The 17,168-nt window shown below is 68.1% G+C and carries 18 protein-coding genes; 13 read left to right on the top strand and 5 right to left on the bottom strand.

All coding sequences use genetic code 11. The features are described 5' to 3' along the window. The first annotated feature begins 26 nt into the window (after positions 1 to 26). The 3 genes from G7043_RS00155 to G7043_RS00145 are packed head-to-tail and all read left to right on the top strand — an operon-like array spanning position 27 to position 3,207. Positions 27 to 932 carry a carbohydrate ABC transporter permease gene (locus G7043_RS00155; RefSeq protein ID WP_390827099.1) on the top strand — a complete coding sequence of 302 codons (906 nt, stop codon included), beginning with the start codon at positions 27 to 29 and terminating at the stop codon, positions 930 to 932. Between the two features lie 7 nt (positions 933 to 939). Beyond that, positions 940 to 1,764: a carbohydrate ABC transporter permease gene (locus tag G7043_RS00150; RefSeq protein ID WP_166042707.1), complete on the top strand. Its 825-nt coding sequence runs from the start codon at positions 940 to 942 to the stop codon at positions 1,762 to 1,764. Positions 1,765 to 1,800: 36 nt separating this feature from the next. Next, positions 1,801 to 3,207: a GH1 family beta-glucosidase gene (locus tag G7043_RS00145; RefSeq protein WP_166042706.1), complete on the top strand. Its 1,407-nt coding sequence runs from the start codon at positions 1,801 to 1,803 to the stop codon at positions 3,205 to 3,207. Between the two features lie 78 nt (positions 3,208 to 3,285). Here G7043_RS00145 and G7043_RS00140 read toward each other — a convergent pair whose 3' ends face one another. Continuing rightward, positions 3,286 to 4,485, bottom strand: a complete 1,200-nt coding sequence (locus G7043_RS00140) for an esterase-like activity of phytase family protein (RefSeq protein ID WP_166042705.1) — start codon at positions 4,483 to 4,485, stop codon at positions 3,286 to 3,288. Positions 4,486 to 4,556: 71 nt separating this feature from the next. On the opposite strand from G7043_RS00140, the gene G7043_RS00135 reads away from it, so the two are divergent. The 3 genes from G7043_RS00135 to G7043_RS00125 all read left to right on the top strand — a co-directional run bounded on the left by G7043_RS00135 (position 4,557) and on the right by G7043_RS00125 (position 7,221). Then, positions 4,557 to 5,579, top strand: a complete 1,023-nt coding sequence (locus G7043_RS00135) for a GNAT family N-acetyltransferase (RefSeq protein ID WP_166042704.1) — start codon at positions 4,557 to 4,559, stop codon at positions 5,577 to 5,579. Positions 5,580 to 5,658: 79 nt separating this feature from the next. Then, complete coding sequence (locus tag G7043_RS00130) at positions 5,659 to 6,684, top strand: LacI family DNA-binding transcriptional regulator (protein ID WP_166042703.1); 1,026 nt, start codon at positions 5,659 to 5,661, stop codon at positions 6,682 to 6,684. Between the two features lie 120 nt (positions 6,685 to 6,804). After that, the gene (locus G7043_RS00125; RefSeq protein WP_166042702.1) at positions 6,805 to 7,221 is read left to right on the top strand and encodes a hypothetical protein; all 417 of its coding nucleotides are present in this window, start codon (positions 6,805 to 6,807) and stop codon (positions 7,219 to 7,221) included. Between the two features lie 83 nt (positions 7,222 to 7,304). Here G7043_RS00125 and G7043_RS00120 read toward each other — a convergent pair whose 3' ends face one another. Beyond that, positions 7,305 to 7,655: a hypothetical protein gene (locus G7043_RS00120; RefSeq protein ID WP_112272931.1), complete on the bottom strand. Its 351-nt coding sequence runs from the start codon at positions 7,653 to 7,655 to the stop codon at positions 7,305 to 7,307. Between the two features lie 61 nt (positions 7,656 to 7,716). Between G7043_RS00120 and G7043_RS00115 the strand changes: the two genes are divergently transcribed. Together G7043_RS00115 and G7043_RS00110 are read left to right on the top strand one after the other, a co-directional pair. Next, on the top strand, positions 7,717 to 8,241 hold the full coding sequence (locus tag G7043_RS00115) for a DM13 domain-containing protein (protein ID WP_166042701.1): 525 nt from the start codon (positions 7,717 to 7,719) through the stop codon (positions 8,239 to 8,241). Positions 8,242 to 8,458: 217 nt separating this feature from the next. Continuing rightward, positions 8,459 to 9,409 carry an AraC family transcriptional regulator gene (locus G7043_RS00110; RefSeq protein ID WP_166042700.1) on the top strand — a complete coding sequence of 317 codons (951 nt, stop codon included), beginning with the start codon at positions 8,459 to 8,461 and terminating at the stop codon, positions 9,407 to 9,409. On the opposite strand, the gene G7043_RS00105 is transcribed toward G7043_RS00110, so the two are convergent. From G7043_RS00105 to G7043_RS00095, 3 genes are read right to left on the bottom strand one after another with little or no spacing between them, the layout of a single operon-like run. Beyond that, positions 9,406 to 11,436 (bottom strand): 3-hydroxyacyl-CoA dehydrogenase NAD-binding domain-containing protein, encoded by a 2,031-nt coding sequence (locus tag G7043_RS00105; protein WP_166042699.1) that lies wholly within the window; start codon positions 11,434 to 11,436, stop codon positions 9,406 to 9,408. The genes G7043_RS00110 and G7043_RS00105 overlap by 4 nt on opposite strands. A gap of 1 nt (position 11,437) precedes the next feature. Further along, positions 11,438 to 12,640, bottom strand: a complete 1,203-nt coding sequence (locus G7043_RS00100) for an acetyl-CoA C-acetyltransferase (RefSeq protein WP_086665291.1) — start codon at positions 12,638 to 12,640, stop codon at positions 11,438 to 11,440. 56 nt (positions 12,641 to 12,696) lie between these two features. Beyond that, positions 12,697 to 13,131, bottom strand: coding sequence for a GNAT family N-acetyltransferase (locus tag G7043_RS00095; protein WP_166042698.1), 435 nt, complete (start codon positions 13,129 to 13,131; stop codon positions 12,697 to 12,699). Positions 13,132 to 13,238: 107 nt separating this feature from the next. On the opposite strand from G7043_RS00095, the gene G7043_RS00090 reads away from it, so the two are divergent. From G7043_RS00090 to G7043_RS00070, 5 genes are all read left to right on the top strand, one after another. Continuing rightward, complete coding sequence (locus G7043_RS00090; protein WP_166042697.1) at positions 13,239 to 14,375, top strand: acyl-CoA dehydrogenase family protein; 1,137 nt, start codon at positions 13,239 to 13,241, stop codon at positions 14,373 to 14,375. Next, positions 14,372 to 15,511, top strand: coding sequence for a CaiB/BaiF CoA transferase family protein (locus G7043_RS00085; protein ID WP_166042696.1), 1,140 nt, complete (start codon positions 14,372 to 14,374; stop codon positions 15,509 to 15,511). Before G7043_RS00090 ends, G7043_RS00085 begins: the two co-directional genes overlap by 4 nt. A gap of 336 nt (positions 15,512 to 15,847) precedes the next feature. Next, a complete protein-coding gene (locus G7043_RS00080; protein ID WP_390826811.1) occupies positions 15,848 to 16,027 on the top strand; it encodes a hypothetical protein in 180 nt (59 codons plus the stop codon). A 164-nt stretch (positions 16,028 to 16,191) separates the two neighbouring features. After that, positions 16,192 to 16,683 (top strand): transcriptional regulator, encoded by a 492-nt coding sequence (locus tag G7043_RS00075; protein WP_089917100.1) that lies wholly within the window; start codon positions 16,192 to 16,194, stop codon positions 16,681 to 16,683. A gap of 94 nt (positions 16,684 to 16,777) precedes the next feature. After that, complete coding sequence (locus tag G7043_RS00070) at positions 16,778 to 17,161, top strand: hypothetical protein (protein WP_166042694.1); 384 nt, start codon at positions 16,778 to 16,780, stop codon at positions 17,159 to 17,161. Positions 17,162 to 17,168 lie beyond the last annotated feature (7 nt).

The raw sequence follows: 17,168 nt of genomic DNA, 5'->3' as shown, positions 1-17,168 counted from the left end.
TTCCTTCTTCCCCGGAACCGAAGCGCCTGCGGCTGAACAACTGGGACGCCAAGTACACGCCGTACCTGATCATCGCGCCGTTCTTCCTGGTGTTCGGGATCTTCGGGCTCTACCCGCTGGTGTACACGGCGTGGGTGTCGCTGCACGACTGGCAGCTGATCGACGGCAACCAGGGCTTCGTCGGGCTCGCCAACTACGTCGAGCTGTTCTCCGACGCCAAGTTCTGGAACGCGCTGTTCAACACGATCAGCCTGTTCGTCCTCTCCACCGTCCCGCAGCTGCTGGCCGCGCTCGGCCTGGCCGCCCTGCTCGACCGGGGACTGCGCGGACGAGCGTTCTGGCGCGCAGGTGTGTTGCTGCCCAACGTCATCTCGGTCGCCGCGGTGGCGCTGGTGTTCGCGCAGTTCTTCGGCCGCGACTTCGGCATCGTGAACTTCCTGCTCGGTTTCGTCGGGATCGACCCGATCGACTGGCGCGCCGAGACGTGGGCCTCCCATCTCGCGGTGTCCACAATGGTCATGTGGCGCTGGACCGGGTACAACGCGCTGCTCTACCTGGCGGCGATGCAGTCGGTGCCCAAGGACATGTACGAGTCGGCCACTTTGGACGGTGCGTCGCGCTGGCGGATGTTCTGGTCGATCACCGTGCCGTCGATCCGGCCGACGATCCTGTTCACCGTGGTGACGTCCACGATCGGCGGCCTGCAGCTGTTCGCCGAGCCCGCGCTGTTCGATCCCGGTTTCGCCGCCAACAACGCGAGCGGTGGCTCGGACCGGCAGTTCCAGACGCTCGTGATGTACATGTACGAGAAGGGCTTCCGGTTGTTCGACGCCGGGTACTCGGCCACCATCGCGTGGATGCTGTTCCTGGTCGTCCTGCTGGTCGCGGTCGTCAACTTCTCGCTGACGCGGCGCATCGCGGGCAAGGGGTGATCAAGCGATGAAGAACGCCAAGGCAGGTCCTCTGCTGTACGGGTTCCTGGTCGCCGTGCTCGCGGCTTCGGTGTTCCCGCTCTACTACTCGTTCATCGTGGCGTCGAAGGACAACTCGGTCCTCGGTGAGAAGGTGCCGCCGCTGTTTCCCGGCGGCAACCTGGTCGAGAACGTCACCCGCGTGTTCGACAGCGTGGACTTCTGGCTCGCCATGCAGAACTCGTTCATCGTGGCGGCGTCCGTGGCGATCTCGAACGTCGTGCTGGGCACGCTCGCGGGCTTCGCGTTCGCGCGCCTTCGGTTCAGGGGCCGCGACTCGCTGTTCCTCGTGGTGCTCGGCACCGCGATGGTGCCGACGCAGCTCGGTGTGATCCCGCTGTACATGCTGATGTCCGACCTCGACTGGTACGGCACGCTGCAGGCGGTCATCGTGCCGGTGCTGATCGGGTCGTTCGCGGTGTTCTGGATGCGCCAGGCGTGCGAGGAGACGGTGCCGCACGAGCTGATCGAGGCGGCCCGCGTCGACGGGTGTTCGGTGCTGCGGACGTTCTGGCATGTCGGCTTCCCGGCGGTGCGGCCCCAGGCGGCGGTGCTCGGCATGTTCACGTTCATGACCGCGTGGAACGACTTCTTCTGGCCGTTGATCGTATTGGACCCCAACGACAGCCCGACGGTCCAGGTGGCGCTGTCGACGCTGGCCAGCGGGTACTACACCGACTACTCGTTGATGCTCGCCGGCGCCTCACTCGCGGTGCTGCCGGTGATCGCGATCTTCGTCCTGCTGTCGCGCCAGATCGTCGGCGGCATCATGCAGGGCGCCGTAAAAGGGTGAAACACAGCAGGGATCAAGCCACGAGGATGTGAATGTATGACGACCGACTCGGACGTCGAGGTCGGGCGGGAGGTGCTGACCTTCCCACCGGACTTCCTGTGGGGAGCAGCCACCGCGGCGTTCCAGATCGAGGGCTCGACCACAGTGGACGGTCGTGGCGCCTCTATCTGGGACACGTTCGCGGCGACGCCTGGCAAGGTGCTGGCCGGCGACACGGGTGACCCGGCTTGCGACCACTACAACCGGTATGAGTCCGATGTGGACCTGATGGCCTCGCTGGGAATGGCGGCCTACCGGTTCTCCGTCGCGTGGCCCCGGATCCAGCCCAGCGGCAGCGGTCCGGTCGAGGAGCGCGGGCTCGCGTTCTACGACCGGCTGGTGGACTCGTTGCTGGAGAAGGACATCCAGCCGTTGGTCACGCTGTACCACTGGGACCTGCCGCAGGTGCTGGAGGACTTCGGCGGCTGGCGCAACCGCGACACCGCCTACCGGTTCGCCGACTACGCCGCCGTCGTGCACGACCGGCTCGGGGACCGGGTGCAGGCCTGGACCACGCTGAACGAGCCGTGGGTGTCCGCGTTCCTGGGCTACGGCAACGGAATCCACGCGCCGGGCATCACCGACGCGGTGGCGTCCCTGGAGGCGGCGCACCACCTGCTGCTGGCCCACGGACTCGCCACCCAGGCGTTGCGCGCGCAGGCACCGGACTCGCACCGGTTGTCGATCGTGCTCAACTTCAGCACCGTCTGGGGCGATGACGCGGAAGCGGTCAGGAAGGTCGACGGGCTGCAGAACCGCATCCTGTTCGACCCGATCTGCGGCCGCGGCTACCCGCTCGACGTCCTGCAGGACACGACGTGGCTGGGTGACTGGACGAACGTGGTCCGCGACGGGGACATGGAGATCATCGCGACCCCGATCGACTGGATCGGCGTGAACTACTACAACCCGACCCGCGTCGCGCCCGCTCACCCCGAGTTCGTGCCGGCCGGGCCGCACGCGGGGCTGCGCGGTGCGTCCATCGAGCCGCCGCAGGGCGAGCTGACCGGGTTCGGGTGGGAGCAGAACGCCGACGCGTTCACCGAGTTGCTGGTCCGGTTGTCGCGTGACGCCGGCGGGGTGCCGCTGGTGGTCACCGAGAACGGGTCCGCGTTCCCCGACGTCGTGGACGCGATGGGCCGGGTGGTCGACGTCGAGCGGACTCGCTATCTGGTGGACCACGTGCGCGCGGTGCACCGGGCGATCTCCGAAGGCGCCGACGTGCGCGGGTATCTGGCGTGGTCGCTGCTCGACAACTTCGAGTGGGCGGCCGGGTACTCGCAGCGGTTCGGGATCGTGCACGTCGACTTCGAGACCCAGCAGCGCACGGTGAAGGAAAGCGCGGTCACGTTGTCCCGGATCATCGGGCAGAACGGGCTTCCCGCGCACGGCTACACCGTTTAGCCCAGCAGGCGGGCCGAGGGGGGCTTGGCGCTCTCACCCGCGGACACTTCTGTGCCGCGGGTGAGAGCGCTCTCCTGACTATCGCCTGCGCAGGACCCTCGGGTCGGCGTGCAGGTTCTCGGCGAGCCTGATGGTGATGAACTCGTTGTTGTCCGGCTTGCCCGGGGTGCGGCCAGACGACGACGGGAAGTTGTTGTCGTTGAGCACCGCGAGCGTGCGGTCGTCGAGGATCGTGACGTCCTCGATGGTGACGAACGGGAACTTGAACGGGTCCGCGAACCCGCCGACGTGCTTAGGGTTCGCGAGGTTCAGCAGGTCAGCGACCATGGTCTTGTCGAGCTTGCCGTCGGAGTTCTTGTCCCGCTTGTCCGCGAGGTAGACGCGCTTGACGATCGCGTCGACGCCCTGGGCGCTGTCGCGTTCGACGATCAGCAGCCGGTTGTTGTCGACGGCGATGGCGTCACCGATCGCGAAGTTCGGGCTCTCCAGCTGGTACTGCCAGGTCTTGCCGGTGAACGCGTTGCCGGCGATGTCGAACTCGTTGAGGCGCAGCGTGCCCGGCGTGTCACCGGCGACGGTGCCCTCCAGCAGCGCGTTGATCGTCTTGCCGTCGGGGGACAGCGTGATGCCCTCGAACCCCTTGCTGCCGCCCAGGTTCGGGTTGCCTGCGGGGTTCTCCGGAGCGCGCACGCCCGGCAGCGGGACCGGCGGTGCCATCAGGCGGCCGGCCCGGTCGAAGTGCAGCAGGTAGGGGCCGAACTCGTCACCCATCCAGTAGGTGCCGTCGGCGCCCCTGGTGACCGACTCGATGTCGATGTCCGCGCCGGTGATCACCCGGTCCGGCCTGGTCAGCGGGAACGGGATGTGGCCGTTCGGGTCGGTGAGCGTGATGCCGCCGACGACGTCGACGACGCCGGTCTTGAAGTTCGGCGCGATGCGGTTGATGCGGAGCAGGAAGTCCGCGCTGTTGGCCTTGGTGCCGTAGCCGTTGTCGGAGATGGCGTCGAAGGTGCCGTCGCTGTTGCGGACGAGCCCGCTGAAGCCCTGGATCGGCTGGTCGGCGAACGGCGGCGTGACCCCGTTGATCGGGGCCGTCCCCAGTGCCGCGCCGCTCGGTTCGCTGCCGGGAAGGTAGGTCTCCGCCGGGAGAAAGGCGAAGTTCGTCAGGGTGGCCTGCCCAGGGGTCTTCTGACCAGCCGCTTCGGGGGCGGCGGCAGTGGGCGTGGCCAGCGCGGTGACGGTGAGCAGGGTGAGGCCTGCGGCCAGAGTTCTCCTCATGAGCGAACCCTATGTCGATCGTTTTACCCGTGGTTCGTCTCGCGGCAACAAGCCCGGTGAACTCTTGACGCATGACGACGACCTGGCGCATGCGCTTCGAACTCAGCGACAGCCCCGGCGCGCTCGCCCGCGTCACGGTCCGGCTGGCCGCCGCCGACTGCAACGTGCTCGCGCTGCAGGTGATCCCCGTTCCCGGCGGAGTGCTCGACGAGATCGTCGTGCGGGCGGGAGAGGGCGTGCTGCCCGCCGACCTCGTCGAGGCGGTGCGCAGCGAGGGCGGCAAACGCGTCGGGATCACCGGCGCCCACGTGCGGGACCTCGTCGACCAGCCGACGGCGGCGTTGCGCGCGGCCAAGATGGCACTCGCCGACCCGGACCAGACCGCGGAGGCGTTGCGACAGGTGCTGGCCGCCGACTCCGTGACCCACGGCGAGGCCGCGGACGGTCAGGTCCAGTTGGGAGACATGGTGGCCAGGCGCGGCTGGGCCAGGTTCACCCAGGTGGAACTCGCGCGTGCGCAGGCGTTGCTCGACCTCGTGGAGGCCCCGGCGCCGGCGGTGCGGGGAATGCTCAGCGATGACGGCGTGGCCTTGGTGCTGCGCCCCGGCACCGGTGAGGACGAGGACGCCGTCGCCGGCCTGCACACCCGGTGTTCCATGAGGACGTTGTTCAACCGCTACCACTCCGGCATGCGCACCGTGCCGCGCCGCTGGCTGCACCGGTTGCTCAACCCGCCGCGCGGCACCACGATCCTCGTCCAGTGCGCGGACCAGGTGGTCGCGCTGGGCCAGCTCATCCACACCGGCACACCGGACTGCGCCGAGGTCTCGCTGTTGGTCGAGGACGCGTGGCAGCGCCGGGGCGTGGGCGCGGCACTGCTCGGCGCACTCGCCTCCGACGCCCGCGCCGCCGGGTACACCGAGCTGGTGGCGTGGTGCCTGCCGTCGGAGGACGCGCTGGTCCGCACGGCCGCGCGGGCGGGCCTGGAGACCACGACACGCCGGGAGGACGGCCTGCTCCGGGTGTCGATCGCGCCCCGAGGGCGTGCTCTGAAGACGCCAATCGCAACTGTTGTAGCTGAAAAAACACGATGAACAGCGCGGAAACCCTCCGCGGAGATCGCTTGCGGCTAAGCTGACCGCCGACTCAAAGGTTTTCATCGAGGAGTTGGTGGTGGTCGTGTCCAACCACGCGCGTCCGACGCTGGAGGACGTTGCCGCGAGGGCTGGGGTCAGTCGCGCCACGGCGTCCCGAGTGCTGAACGCGTCGCCGCGCGTCAGCCCCGAGGCACTGGAGGCCGTCAACGCCGCCGTGCACGCTCTTGGCTACCAGCCGAACCGCGCCGCTCGAGCCCTCGTCACACGCCGCACCGGCGCCGTCGCGGTGGTGTTCTCCGAGCCGGAACCCAAGATCTTCGACGACCCGCACTTCGCGCGCCTGATCCGAGCAGGCGCCCGCGCGCTGGCCGACGCCGACGTGCAGATGGTCCTGATGCTGGTGCACTCACCGGACGACCAGGCGCGCGCACACCGGTTCCTCGCCGGCGGACACGTCGACGGCGCCCTGGTGTTCGCGCCGCACCGCAACGACGAACTCGTGTCGATCGTGAAGAAGCTCCCGCTGCCGGTCGTGTACGCCGGTAAGCCGTGGGGGTCGTTGCGGGGGATGCACCTCGTGGACAACGACAACGAGGGTGGCGCGGTGTTGGCGACCGAGCACCTGAAGTCGCTCGGGCGCCGGAAGATCGTGCACGTTTCCGGGCCGCTGGACGAGCTGTCCGCCATTGATCGGTTGAACGGGTTCAAGTCGGCCTTGTCGTTGGACGACAAGGGGGCTGCTCGGGTCACTGAGGACGGTGGGTTCACTCGCGAGGGTGGGCGCAAGGCCATGTCCGTGTTGTTGTCTCGGATTCCTTCGCTGGATGCTGTTTTCGTGGCTTCGGACTTGATGGCTGCTGGAGCGTTGGAGACGTTGCAGGAGGCTGGGCGGCGGGTGCCTGAGGACGTTGCGGTGGTCGGGTTTGACGATCACGCGACTATTGCCGAGCACACTTCGCCGCCGCTCACTTCGGTGCGGCAGGATTCCGATGAACAGGTCAAGCACATGGTCGAGCACCTGATGAAGCTGCTTCGGGATGAGACTGTGAAGAGCAAGAAGCAGATGCTGCCTACTGTGTTGGTTCGGCGCGAGTCTGCTTGATTGCCGGGGTGGTCGCGACTCATGCGGGTGGTCGCCTTGCGGCCCCACCCGGACCGCACGGGAAGAGCAGTTCGGCTCCGCCTTTGCCTCGGCTACTGGCCGTTTTCCAGGTTTTTGCAGGTGGGCGGCGGCAGCGGGTTCAGGGGGCTGCAGGGCCAGCCGGATGATGACGGGGCCGTGGTGGTGGCCGCTGGCGGTGGGGGCGGCGGGGCCGGGTTCGTGATCGCCGGCGGTGGGGTGGTTTTCTTCGGGGCTTGTGGGGTGCTCGGGGGTGAGCTGCTGGAGGCGCTCGACTGGGGACTGCTGTTCGGGGTGGAGCTCTCGGTTGTGCTCGGCGGGGTGCTGGAGGTGGATCTGATCCAGCTGGACTCGGGTGTTCTGCTCAACGGATCGTCGTCGGCCATGCCGTGGATCGCCATTCCCACCAGCACTCCGAGCAACGCGGACCCGAGCACGGCGGAACCACCCGCGGCCCACAGTGCGCGCACAGCAGTACTCCTCACATGCTCACGGTTGGAAGTCGGGCGATCACGCTGAGATTACCGGGTGGACCAGTCGCAGGAGAACGCTCGCCTGCTTGCCTTATCGGCTTCTTGATGGCCCCGGTTGAGTGATCGCCGTCACTGATCTGTTATCCGGGCGAGTACCAAACTGGCCCCGGACAGGCCTGCTACCAGCACGGTTCCGGTCAGATGCCACGTCGGAGCGTCACCCGTGCAGGTGAACACTTCGGTGAAGCGTTGCGAGGAGCAGGTGACGAACGGGACGGACGAGAGGGCGATCGAGGAGGCTGCCACGCCGCCCAGCAGGGCGGAGCCGAACGTGCGCATGAGCGGGAACGCGGCGTTGGCTGTGCCTACTGCCGCGATGGCGAAGAGGAGGGGGACCGGTCTGGGGAAGAGACCGGTCAGCGCGCAGCCGACCATCAGGACTCCGAGCACGGCCTGGCCGATCCTCGCCTGTGTCGCCACGGCAGGGACCCTAACAACTCCGTAAGCTCTTTTTGGTCTGGATTGGGCCAGTATTTTCGGTATGCCGCATCGCCGATTTCTGATTCCCGTCGCAGCCGTGCTGGTCGTTGCGCTCGGGGTCGGGTTGTACCTGTTCCAGCCGTGGCGGCTGCTCACGGTGCGCGAAACGCACGAAGCGCTGCTCGTGCCGACGTCCACGGCTCAGTCGGAGACTTCCAGTGCTTCCGCGCCCGTTGCCGAAACGGCCAAAGAGGTTGCCGCGGGTGAGTGGCGCTCACTCGAGCACGCCACGACCGGTAAGGCGAGCCTCATCAAACTGCCGAACAACGGCTACTCGGTCCAGTTTGCCTCGCTGGACACGAGCGATGGCCCTGACCTGTACGTTTACCTCTCGCCGCACGCTTCCAGCTCGCCGGAGAAGACCTTTGGTCAAGGATTCACCAGCCTTGGCAAGTTGAAGGGAAATCGTGGCGACCAGGTGTACGAAATTCCTGCCGGAGTGGACGTGTCCGCCATTCGGAGTGTGGTGATCTGGTGTCAGCGGTTCTCCGCGGGCTTCGCTGTAGCACCGTTGGAACAAGCCTGAAACATCGCGGCGCGCTTGCTCTCTTCGCGCTATTGACTTTCCTGGTCTAGACCACATAGCGTTATCTGTCACGGACACAACATCGTCCCTTGCCGATGGGCGTGCGGAAGCCCCGTTGGCGAGGAGTACGGCTCACTGGGGTGGGCCTTCATCGGCGGTGACGCGACTCCAACTCTCCCCGGAGCCGCGTCACCGCCGGTGGCGTTTACTGTGGTTCGTGCACACCCGGACCGTGGCGATTCACTACGTGCGCGCGGCTCTCCGCGCGTGCCCGGCGCCGTCCGACGTGCTTGGCGGTGCGGGCATTCCGGCCAGTTTGCTCGCCGACGACCGTGCGCGGGTCACGCCCGCGCAGTACACCAAGCTCATTCAGACGCTTTGGGAAGTTCTCGACGACGAGTTCATGGGGTTCGGGCCGCGGCCGTCGAAACGCGGCACGTTCGCGATGATGTGCCTGCTGGCGGTTCATTGTCCGGACCTCGAGTCGGCGCTCCGGCGTGGTCTCGCCTTCTACTCGCTTTTCGACGAACCGTTGCACCTCCAGCTCGACGCCGGCCGGTTCGAGCTCGAAGTGCCGGGCGATCCCGACCACTTCCTGACCGAGTCGCTTCTCGTGCTGTGGCACCGGTTCTCGTCGTGGCTCATCGGTCGCCGCATTCCGTTGCGGGAAGCCGAGTTCGCTTATCCCGAACCGGCTCACGCCGCCGAGTACCACCTGATCTTCGGCTGTCCGCTGAAGTTCGACGCGCGCGCCACCGCGATCGCGTTCGACCCGAAGTTCCTGCGCATGCCGGTCGTGCAGGACGAGGCGGCGCTCAAGCGCTTCTTGCGGCACTCGCCGGCGGAGTTGTTGTCGCGCCGGGACCACGGTGCGGACACGGCGGGGCACGTGCGGCGGTTGCTCGGGCGCGGGGTGACCGGGCTGGAGGCCGTGGCGGGCCAGTTGGGGGTGTCGGCGCCGACGTTGCGCAGGAGGCTCGCCGCGGAGGGGACGTCGTTCCGCGAGGTGCGCGAGCAGCTGCTGCGGGACCAGGCGGTGGCGTCGCTGGTGCGGGGCGGGGAGTCGGTGGAGGAGTTGGCGCTGCGCCTCGGGTTCTCCGAGGCGAGCGCCTTCCACCGGGCTTTCAAGCGGTGGACCGGGTCCTCACCCGGCTCCTACCGCGCCTAGAACTTGTCGCGCTCCCGCAGCGAGGCGGGCGGGCGGAACCGCTCCCCGTACGTGTCGGCGAGGTAGTCCGCGCGCTCGACGAACGCCTGCACGCCGTAGGAGTTGATGAACTGCAAGGTGCCGCCGCTCCACGGCGCGAAGCCGAACCCGAAGATCGAGCCGATGTTCGCGTCCGCCACCGACGTCAGCACGCCCTCGTCCAGGCACCGCACGCTTTCCAGCGCCTGCACGAACAGCAGCCGGTCCCGCACGTCCTGCTCGGACACACCGGCGTCGGCCTTCACGTACCGGGTCGTGAGCTCCGGCCACAGGAACTTCTTCGAGCCGTCGGACGGGTACTCGTAGAAGCCCGCGCCCGTGGACTTCCCGGCGCGCCCCAGGCCGACCATCTCGCGGATCAGGTCGTAGGCCGCGCTGTCCGACACCAGCGACGGGTCGTCGGCGACCGTCTGGTCGTGGATCTTCAGCTGCAGTGACAGGGTCACCTCGTCGGACACCGCCAACGGCCCGACGGCCATGCCCGCCTTGCGCGCGACGTTCTCGATCAACGCCGGTGCGACGCCCTCGGCCAGCATCGAGATCGCCTCGACCACGTACGTGCCGAACGTCCGCGAGGTGTAGAAGCCGCGCGAGTCGTTGACCACGATCGGCGTCTTCCCGATCTGCCGCACGTAGTCGAGCGCCCGCTGCAGCGTCTCCTCGGACGTCCGCTCGCCGCGGATGATCTCCACCAGCCGCATCTTCGGCACGGGCGAGAAGAAGTGCAGGCCGATGAACCGCTCGGCGTCCGGAACCGCCGTGGCGAGCCCGGTGATCGGCAGCGTCGAGGTGTTGGACGCGATCACCGCGTCCGGCAGCGCCTGGGCTTCTGCCGCGCCCAGCACCTTGTTCTTCAGCTCGCGGTTCTCGAACACCGCCTCGATGATCAGGTCGCAGCCCGCGAGGTCGTCGTCGGAGTCGGTCGGCTTGACGCCTTCCAGGCCCCCAGCGCCCTTCTGGGCCGCTTCGAGCGTCACGTCCTTCAGGACGACCTCGATCCCGGCTTTCGCTGACACCTCGGCGATACCAGCGCCCATCATGCCCGCGCCCAGCACGCCGAGCTTCGCCACGCGCTTGCCCGTCGACGACGCGCGGCCGTTGACCTCGTTGAGGTTGAACCAGAACGCGGTGATCATGTTCTTGGAAACCTGACCCGAGGCCAGTTCCAGGAAGTAGCGGCCCTCGATCTTCAGCGCCGTGTCGAAGTCGACGTAGGCACCCTCGACCGCGGTCGCCATGATCTTCTCCGGCGCCGGGTACGCGCCGTGCGACTTCTTGCGCAGCACGGCAGGAGCCGCGCCCAGCAGGCCGTAACTGTTGGGGTCACCGAACTTCAGGTCCGGCACACCCGCGCCCTGCACGTCCCACGGCTGCACGGGCGCCGGGTTCGCCAGGATCCACGCACGGGCCTCGGAGATCAGCTCCTCGCGCGTCTCCACGAGCTGGTGCACGACTCCGGCCTGCAGCGCCCGCTCGGGCCGCAGCTGCTTGCCCTCCATGAGCAACGGCAACGCCTTCTGCACGCCGAGCAGCCGCACCATGCGCGTGACGCCACCACCACCGGGCAGCAGGCCCAGCGTGGCCTCGGGCAGGCCGACGCGGATGCTGTTGTCGTTCAACACGATCCGGCGGTGCGAGGCCAGTGCGATCTCGAACCCGCCACCGAGCGCGGACCCGTTGATCGCGGCCACGACCGGCTTGCCGAGCTTCTCCAGGCGGCGCAGCTGGGACTTGAGCTCCTCGACGCCTTCCAGGGCCTGGGAGGCGTTCTCCGGGGTGATCGCGATCAGCACGTTCAGGTCGCCGCCCGCGAAGAACGTCTTCTTGGCGGACGTGATGATCACACCGGTGATCTCGTCGCCTTCGAGGCGGGAGACCGCTTCGCCCATCAGGTCCCGGTACTCGAGGTTCATGACGTTCGCGGAGCCGGACATGTCCATCGTCAGCGTGACGATGCCGTCTGAGTCCTTGTCGTAGTGGAAAGGCATCTCAGACCCTCTCGATGATCGTCGCGATACCCATGCCGCCGCCCACGCACAACGTGGCCAGCCCGCGGCGCAGGTCCCGGCGCTCCAGCTCGTCCAGCAGCGTGCCGAGGATCATGCAGCCGGTCGCGCCCAGCGGGTGGCCGAGGGCGATCGCGCCACCGTTGACGTTGACCTTGTCCTCGGGGATGTCCATGTCCCGCAGGAACTTCAGCACGACCGACGAGAAGGCCTCGTTGACCTCGAACAGGTCGATGTCCTCGACCGAGAGCCCCGCCTTGTCCAACGCCTTGCGCGCGGACGGCGCCGGTCCGGTGAGCATGATCGTCGGCTCGGTGCCGACCACCGCGACGGAGACGATCCGGGCACGTGCGGTCAGTCCGAGCGCGCGACCGGCGGCTTCCGACCCGATCAGCATCGCTGCGGCGCCGTCGACGATCTGCGACGAGTTGCCCGGCGTGTGCACGTGGTTGATGCGCTCGACGGTGGGGTAGCGGTCGATCGCCACCGTGTCGTAGCCGAGGTCGCCGTGGAACTGGAAGCTCGGCTTCAGCCGGCCCAGTGACTCCACAGTGGACTCGGGACGGATCGTCTCGTCCTCCTTGAGCACCACCGTGCCGTTCTGGTCGATCACCGGCACCACGGAACGCTCGAACCGGCCGTCCTTCTGCGCCTCGAACGCGCGGGCGTGCGACCGGGCGGCCCACGCGTCGACGTCGGTGCGCGAGAAGCCCTCCAGCGTCGCGATCAGGTCGGCCGAAACGCCCTGCGGCACGAACGACAGGTCGAAGTTCGTCGCGGGGTCGATCGCCCACGCGCCACCGTCGGAGCCCATCGGCACGCGCGACATCGACTCGACGCCACCGGCGACCACCAGGTCCTCGAACCCGGACGCGACCTTGGCCGCGGCGAGGTTCACCGACTCCAGGCCGGACGCGCAGAACCGGTTGAGCTGCACCCCGGCAGGCCGCTGGTCCCAGCCCGCGGCCAGAACGGCGGTGCGGGCGATGTCACCGCCCTGCTCGCCGAGCGGTGACACGACACCGAACACGACGTCGTCCACCGCGGAGGTGTCGAGGGAGTTGCGTTCGGACAGCGCGCGCAGCACCCCGGCGGCGAGAGCGACGGGCTTGACGCTGTGCAGCGACCCGCGCTTCCCCTTGCCGCGCGGCGTGCGCACCGCGTCGAAGATCAAGGCTTCGCTCATGGCACCCACGCTAAGCCCGCTCGAAGGAGCTGGCCATGACCGTGGAGGGTGACCGATTAGCTCACCTTCAGCTCCATGTGCTCCGGTTCGAAGGCATCTACGAAGCCGAGTCGCTCGTAGAGCCGCCGGGCAGGCAGGTTGTGGTCGTAGACGCGCAGCCGGACGAGCTTCCAGCCCTCCTCCGCCGCCCACGCCAGCACCTCGCGAACCAGCGCCTCCCCGACCCCGCGGCCGCGGTGCGCCGAGCTCACCCACATCGAGTAGAGGTAGAGGCCCTGCGGCTCCGGCGCACCCGCCACGAGCCCGACCGGCCCGTCGTCCAGGGCGACCAGCTTCACGCCCCCGACCAGCCGCTCCCGCCAGTCCGACTCGCTGTACTCCTCCTCGCGGGCGAGCGTCGACCCGAAGTCGTCGGGGTCGCTGGCCAGCGCTTCCAACCGGATGTCGCGCCACAGCCGCCACTCGTCCGGCGTGACCTGCTGGATCTGCATGCCGTCCAGTCTGTCCGACAGGGGTGGGAATTTCGCTCAGTTTTTCGGGTGACGGCCTGGCGCGCCGGTCATGGCGTGGACCACCGCCCGGTGGTTTCGTGGACCGCATGGCAGAGCGTCGATCGCGGTGGATGGACAGCGACCTGGACCAGTTGCGCCAGCTCGCCCGCACGTTCATGGAGAAGGAGGTCGCGCCGCACCAGGAACGCTTCGCCGAGCAGAAGCAGGTCGACCGCGACCTGTGGCGCCGCGCGGGTGACGTCGGGCTGCTGTGCCTGAGCATCCCCGAGGAGTACGGGGGTGGCGGCGGCACGTTCGCACACGAGGCCGTGTTGTTGGAGGAACAGGCACGCGCGGGCGACAGTGCGTGGGGCAACAGCGTGCACAGCGGCATCGTCGCCCACTACCTCAACTCCTACGGCTCCGAGGACCAGAAGCAGCGCTGGCTGCCCAAGCTCGCGTCCGGCGAGTACGTCGGCGCGATCGCGATGACCGAACCCGGCGCGGGCTCCGATCTGCAGGGCATCCGCACGAAGGCCATCAGGGACGGCGACGAGTACGTCATCAACGGCTCGAAGACGTTCATCACGAACGGCCTGCACGCCGACCTGGTGATCGTCGTGGCCAAGACCGACCCGGCCCAGGGCGCCACCGGCATCTCGCTGATCGTCGTGGAGAACGACATCCGGCGCGGCCGCGTGCTCGACAAGGTCGGGATGAAGGGGCAGGACACCGCCGAGCTGTTCTTCGACGACGTCCGGGTGCCCGCCGCGAACCTGCTGGGCGACCAGGAGGGTCTCGGGTTCGTCCAGCTCATGCAGCAGCTGCCGCAGGAACGGCTGATCATCGGTGTCTGCTGCATCGCGGGCATCGAGGCGGCCGTCGACGTGACGCTGAAGTACGTGAAGGAGCGCACGGCGTTCGGCAAGGAGCTGATGAAGTTCCAGAACACGCGGTTCAAGCTCGCCGAGTGCGCCACCGAGGCGGCCGTGACCAGGGCGTTCATCGACGAGTGCATCGAGAAGCACCTGCGCGGTGAGCTCGACGTGCCGACCGCGGCGATGGCGAAGTGGTGGGCCAGCGACCGGCTGGGCAAGGTCGTCGACGAGTGCGTGCAGCTCTTCGGCGGCTACGGCTACATGAACGAGTACCCGATCGCACGTGCCTGGTCCGACGCCCGCGTGCAGCGGATCTTCGGCGGCACGAACGAGATCATGAAGGAAATCATCGCGAGGTCCCTGTGACCGCTACTTCAAGAACAGGCCCGCTGGCAGGACTTCGCGTCGTCGAGCTCGCCGGCCTCGCGCCCGCGCCGTTCGGCTGCATGGTGCTCGCCGACCTCGGCGCGGACGTGATCCAGGTGCACAAGCCGGGCAGCCGCTCGACGGTTCCCGGCGACTTCCTGACCCGCAACCGGCGCTCGGTCGCGATCGACACCCGCAAGCCCGAGGGCGCCGAACTGGTGTTGCGGCTGGTGGAGCAGTCGGACGTGCTGGTGGAGGGCTTCCGGCCGGGCGTGACCGAGCGGCTGGGCATCGGCCCGGCACAGTGCCTCGCCCGCAACCCGCGCCTCGTCTACGGACGCATGACCGGCTGGGGCCAGGACGGCCCGCTCGCCGACCGGGCCGGGCACGACATCAACTACATCGCGGTGGCGGGCGCGTTGGAGCCCCTCGGACGGGCCGGCGGGCCGCCTTCGTTCCCGATCAACCTGCTCGGCGACTTCGGCGGGGGAGGGCTGCTGCTCGCCGTCGGCGTGCTCGCCGCGCTGTACGAAAGGGAGCGTTCCGGACGTGGCCAGGTCGTCGACGCGGCGATGGTCGACGGGGCGGCGTTGCTGACGACGTTCCTGCACGGCATGCGCAACGCGGGCATGTGGCAGGGCGGACGCGGCGAGAACATGCTCGACGGCGGCGTGCCGTTCTACGACGTCTACGAGGCCGCGGACGGCAGGTTCGTGGCCGTGGGCGCGTTGGAGGAGAAGTTCTACGCCGACCTGGTGCGCGTGCTGGGCCTGGAGGACGCGCCGTCCCGCAACGACCCGGCGAACTGGCCTGAGCTGCGCGAACGCATCGCGGCGGCGCTGAAGACCCGGACCAGGGACGAGTGGGCGGACCTCGCGAAGGACACGGACGCCTGCCTGGCACCGGTCCTGACACCTGCCGAGGCGGCGCGGCACCCGTACAACACGGCGCGTGCCTCGTTCGTGGACGTCTCCGGGGCGGTGCACCCGGCGCCGGCTCCCCGCTTCGACCGGACTCCGACGGCGGTTCCGACACCCCCGGTTTCGACCGGAGCGGACACCGGGGAAGTGCTTGCCGACATGGGTGTGGCGGAGGACCGGATTATGGAACTGCGGCGGTCAGGAGTAATTGGATGAATGCTCGCGTGCGTATTAATGACGACATGACGACGTGACAGAGCGTGATGCTGGGCGTTCGGCATCCGGGTGAGGCCCGGTGCAACAGTGTCCGTCCAAGCTGTGGGATGCGAGGGAGTCCGTGTTCACCTCGTGCCCAGGACATCGGCGCTGGACAGAGACCTCTTTAGCCGCCATTCGGGTGACATTCCCCGTCATGTAGGCGTGCGGTGCTGGCGGATCCCGGTACCAGTTGGGCGTGGTCGTTGTTCATCGCAAGGGTGAATGAGGGACCATGTCGGGTGACACGGGCGGTCCGCCGCCTCACCTGTGAGCGACATGGACGGAGAGGTACCTGTGAACCTCAAGAAGGTGCTAGTGCTGGCGGCGGTCGCGCTGGTGCTGTTCCTCCTGATCACCCAGCCCGAGCAGTCCGCGGCCGCGGTCCAGCAGGTGCTCGGGTGGCTGAGGCAGGGCGCGGAGTCGATCATCACCTTCGTCAGGAGCCTCTTCGGCACGGCCACCCCGATCAGCTAGTGACACTGGGTGATCTTCGGCCGTCCACGTTGAGCCGGATGGGTGGAATGAGGCCAATCACGCACTGGTAACGGGTGTTCTGGGGATTCAGGGTCTGGCGATTGTCAGACCTACCGAATACCTTCCGCTGCAATGGCCGATCCCCGACCGACGAGGAGGCACATATGGTCGAGGACTCCGGGGTCCACGAGCTGTTGCAGCAGTGGGCGGCTGAACGGTCTGATGACGCAGAGATGCAGGAGGTGAACCGGATCAAGAACGCGTGGCTCGCGGAGGCTCCCCCCTCGGCGCCAGGCATCCCCGTGCAGCGGGGAGGCAGGAGCGGGTCGCGTGGCTTGGTCAAGGTCGACTCGGCGGATCCGGCCTACGTGGCCGCGATGCGCAAGCGGGCGCCGGAGGCACCCGAGGCACTGCTCGCCGCCGCGGCGAGCTACTGGCAGCTGGTGGGCGACGTCGCCGAAGCCGAGCAGTGGTGGGACGCGGGCATCAGCCCGTTGGACCAGCGCGCGCTCGACTACCGCGCGGCGGGCCTGACCCCTGCCGACCTCGGGCGGCGCCTGGGACCGATGACGGTTCTCCAGCACCTTCGCCGCGGTTCCGCCGCAGCCTGGTGTGTTGCACGTCTGCAGAGGCAGCGCCGGGATGGTGTGGCGTAAGTGAGGAACGGGCTGTCGGAGGCGGCAGCCCCGTATCCACATCTCTGACGGGCGGCCTCCTGACTGGGGGCCTCACCCAAGTAGTGTGGAGGCCGTGCGCGGCCTCCTTACTCCCCAGCGAGTGTTGATCGGGCTCGGCTGCCTGGTCGCACTGATCGCTTGTTGCGGACTCGCGTGGTGGCAGTGGCAGCGCTTCGAGTCCGCCAGCGGCACGTTCCAGAACCTGGGTTACGTGCTCCAGTGGCCGCTCTTCGGCCTCTTCCCCCTCTTCATGGTGTGGCGCTTCCGTCGCCTGTCGCGTCAGCGCAGTGACGAGGCTCTCTCCGCACCGGAGCCGGTTGCGCCCGCCGCGAAGCCGGTGACTACCGTTGACGCCGTCAAACCCGCGCCTGTCGAGCACTTCGACGACGAAGAAGACGCGGAGCTCGCGGCCTACAACCGCATGCTCGCGGACCTCAACGCGCGGGACGGTCGTTGAGCGAAGG

The sequence above is a fragment of the Lentzea alba genome, from assembly GCF_011067745.1.
GTDB classification, from domain to species: Bacteria; Actinomycetota; Actinomycetes; order Mycobacteriales; family Pseudonocardiaceae; genus Lentzea; species Lentzea alba.
The sequence above is the reverse complement of the archived record's forward strand: the minus strand, read 5'-3'. Positions and strand labels throughout refer to the sequence as shown.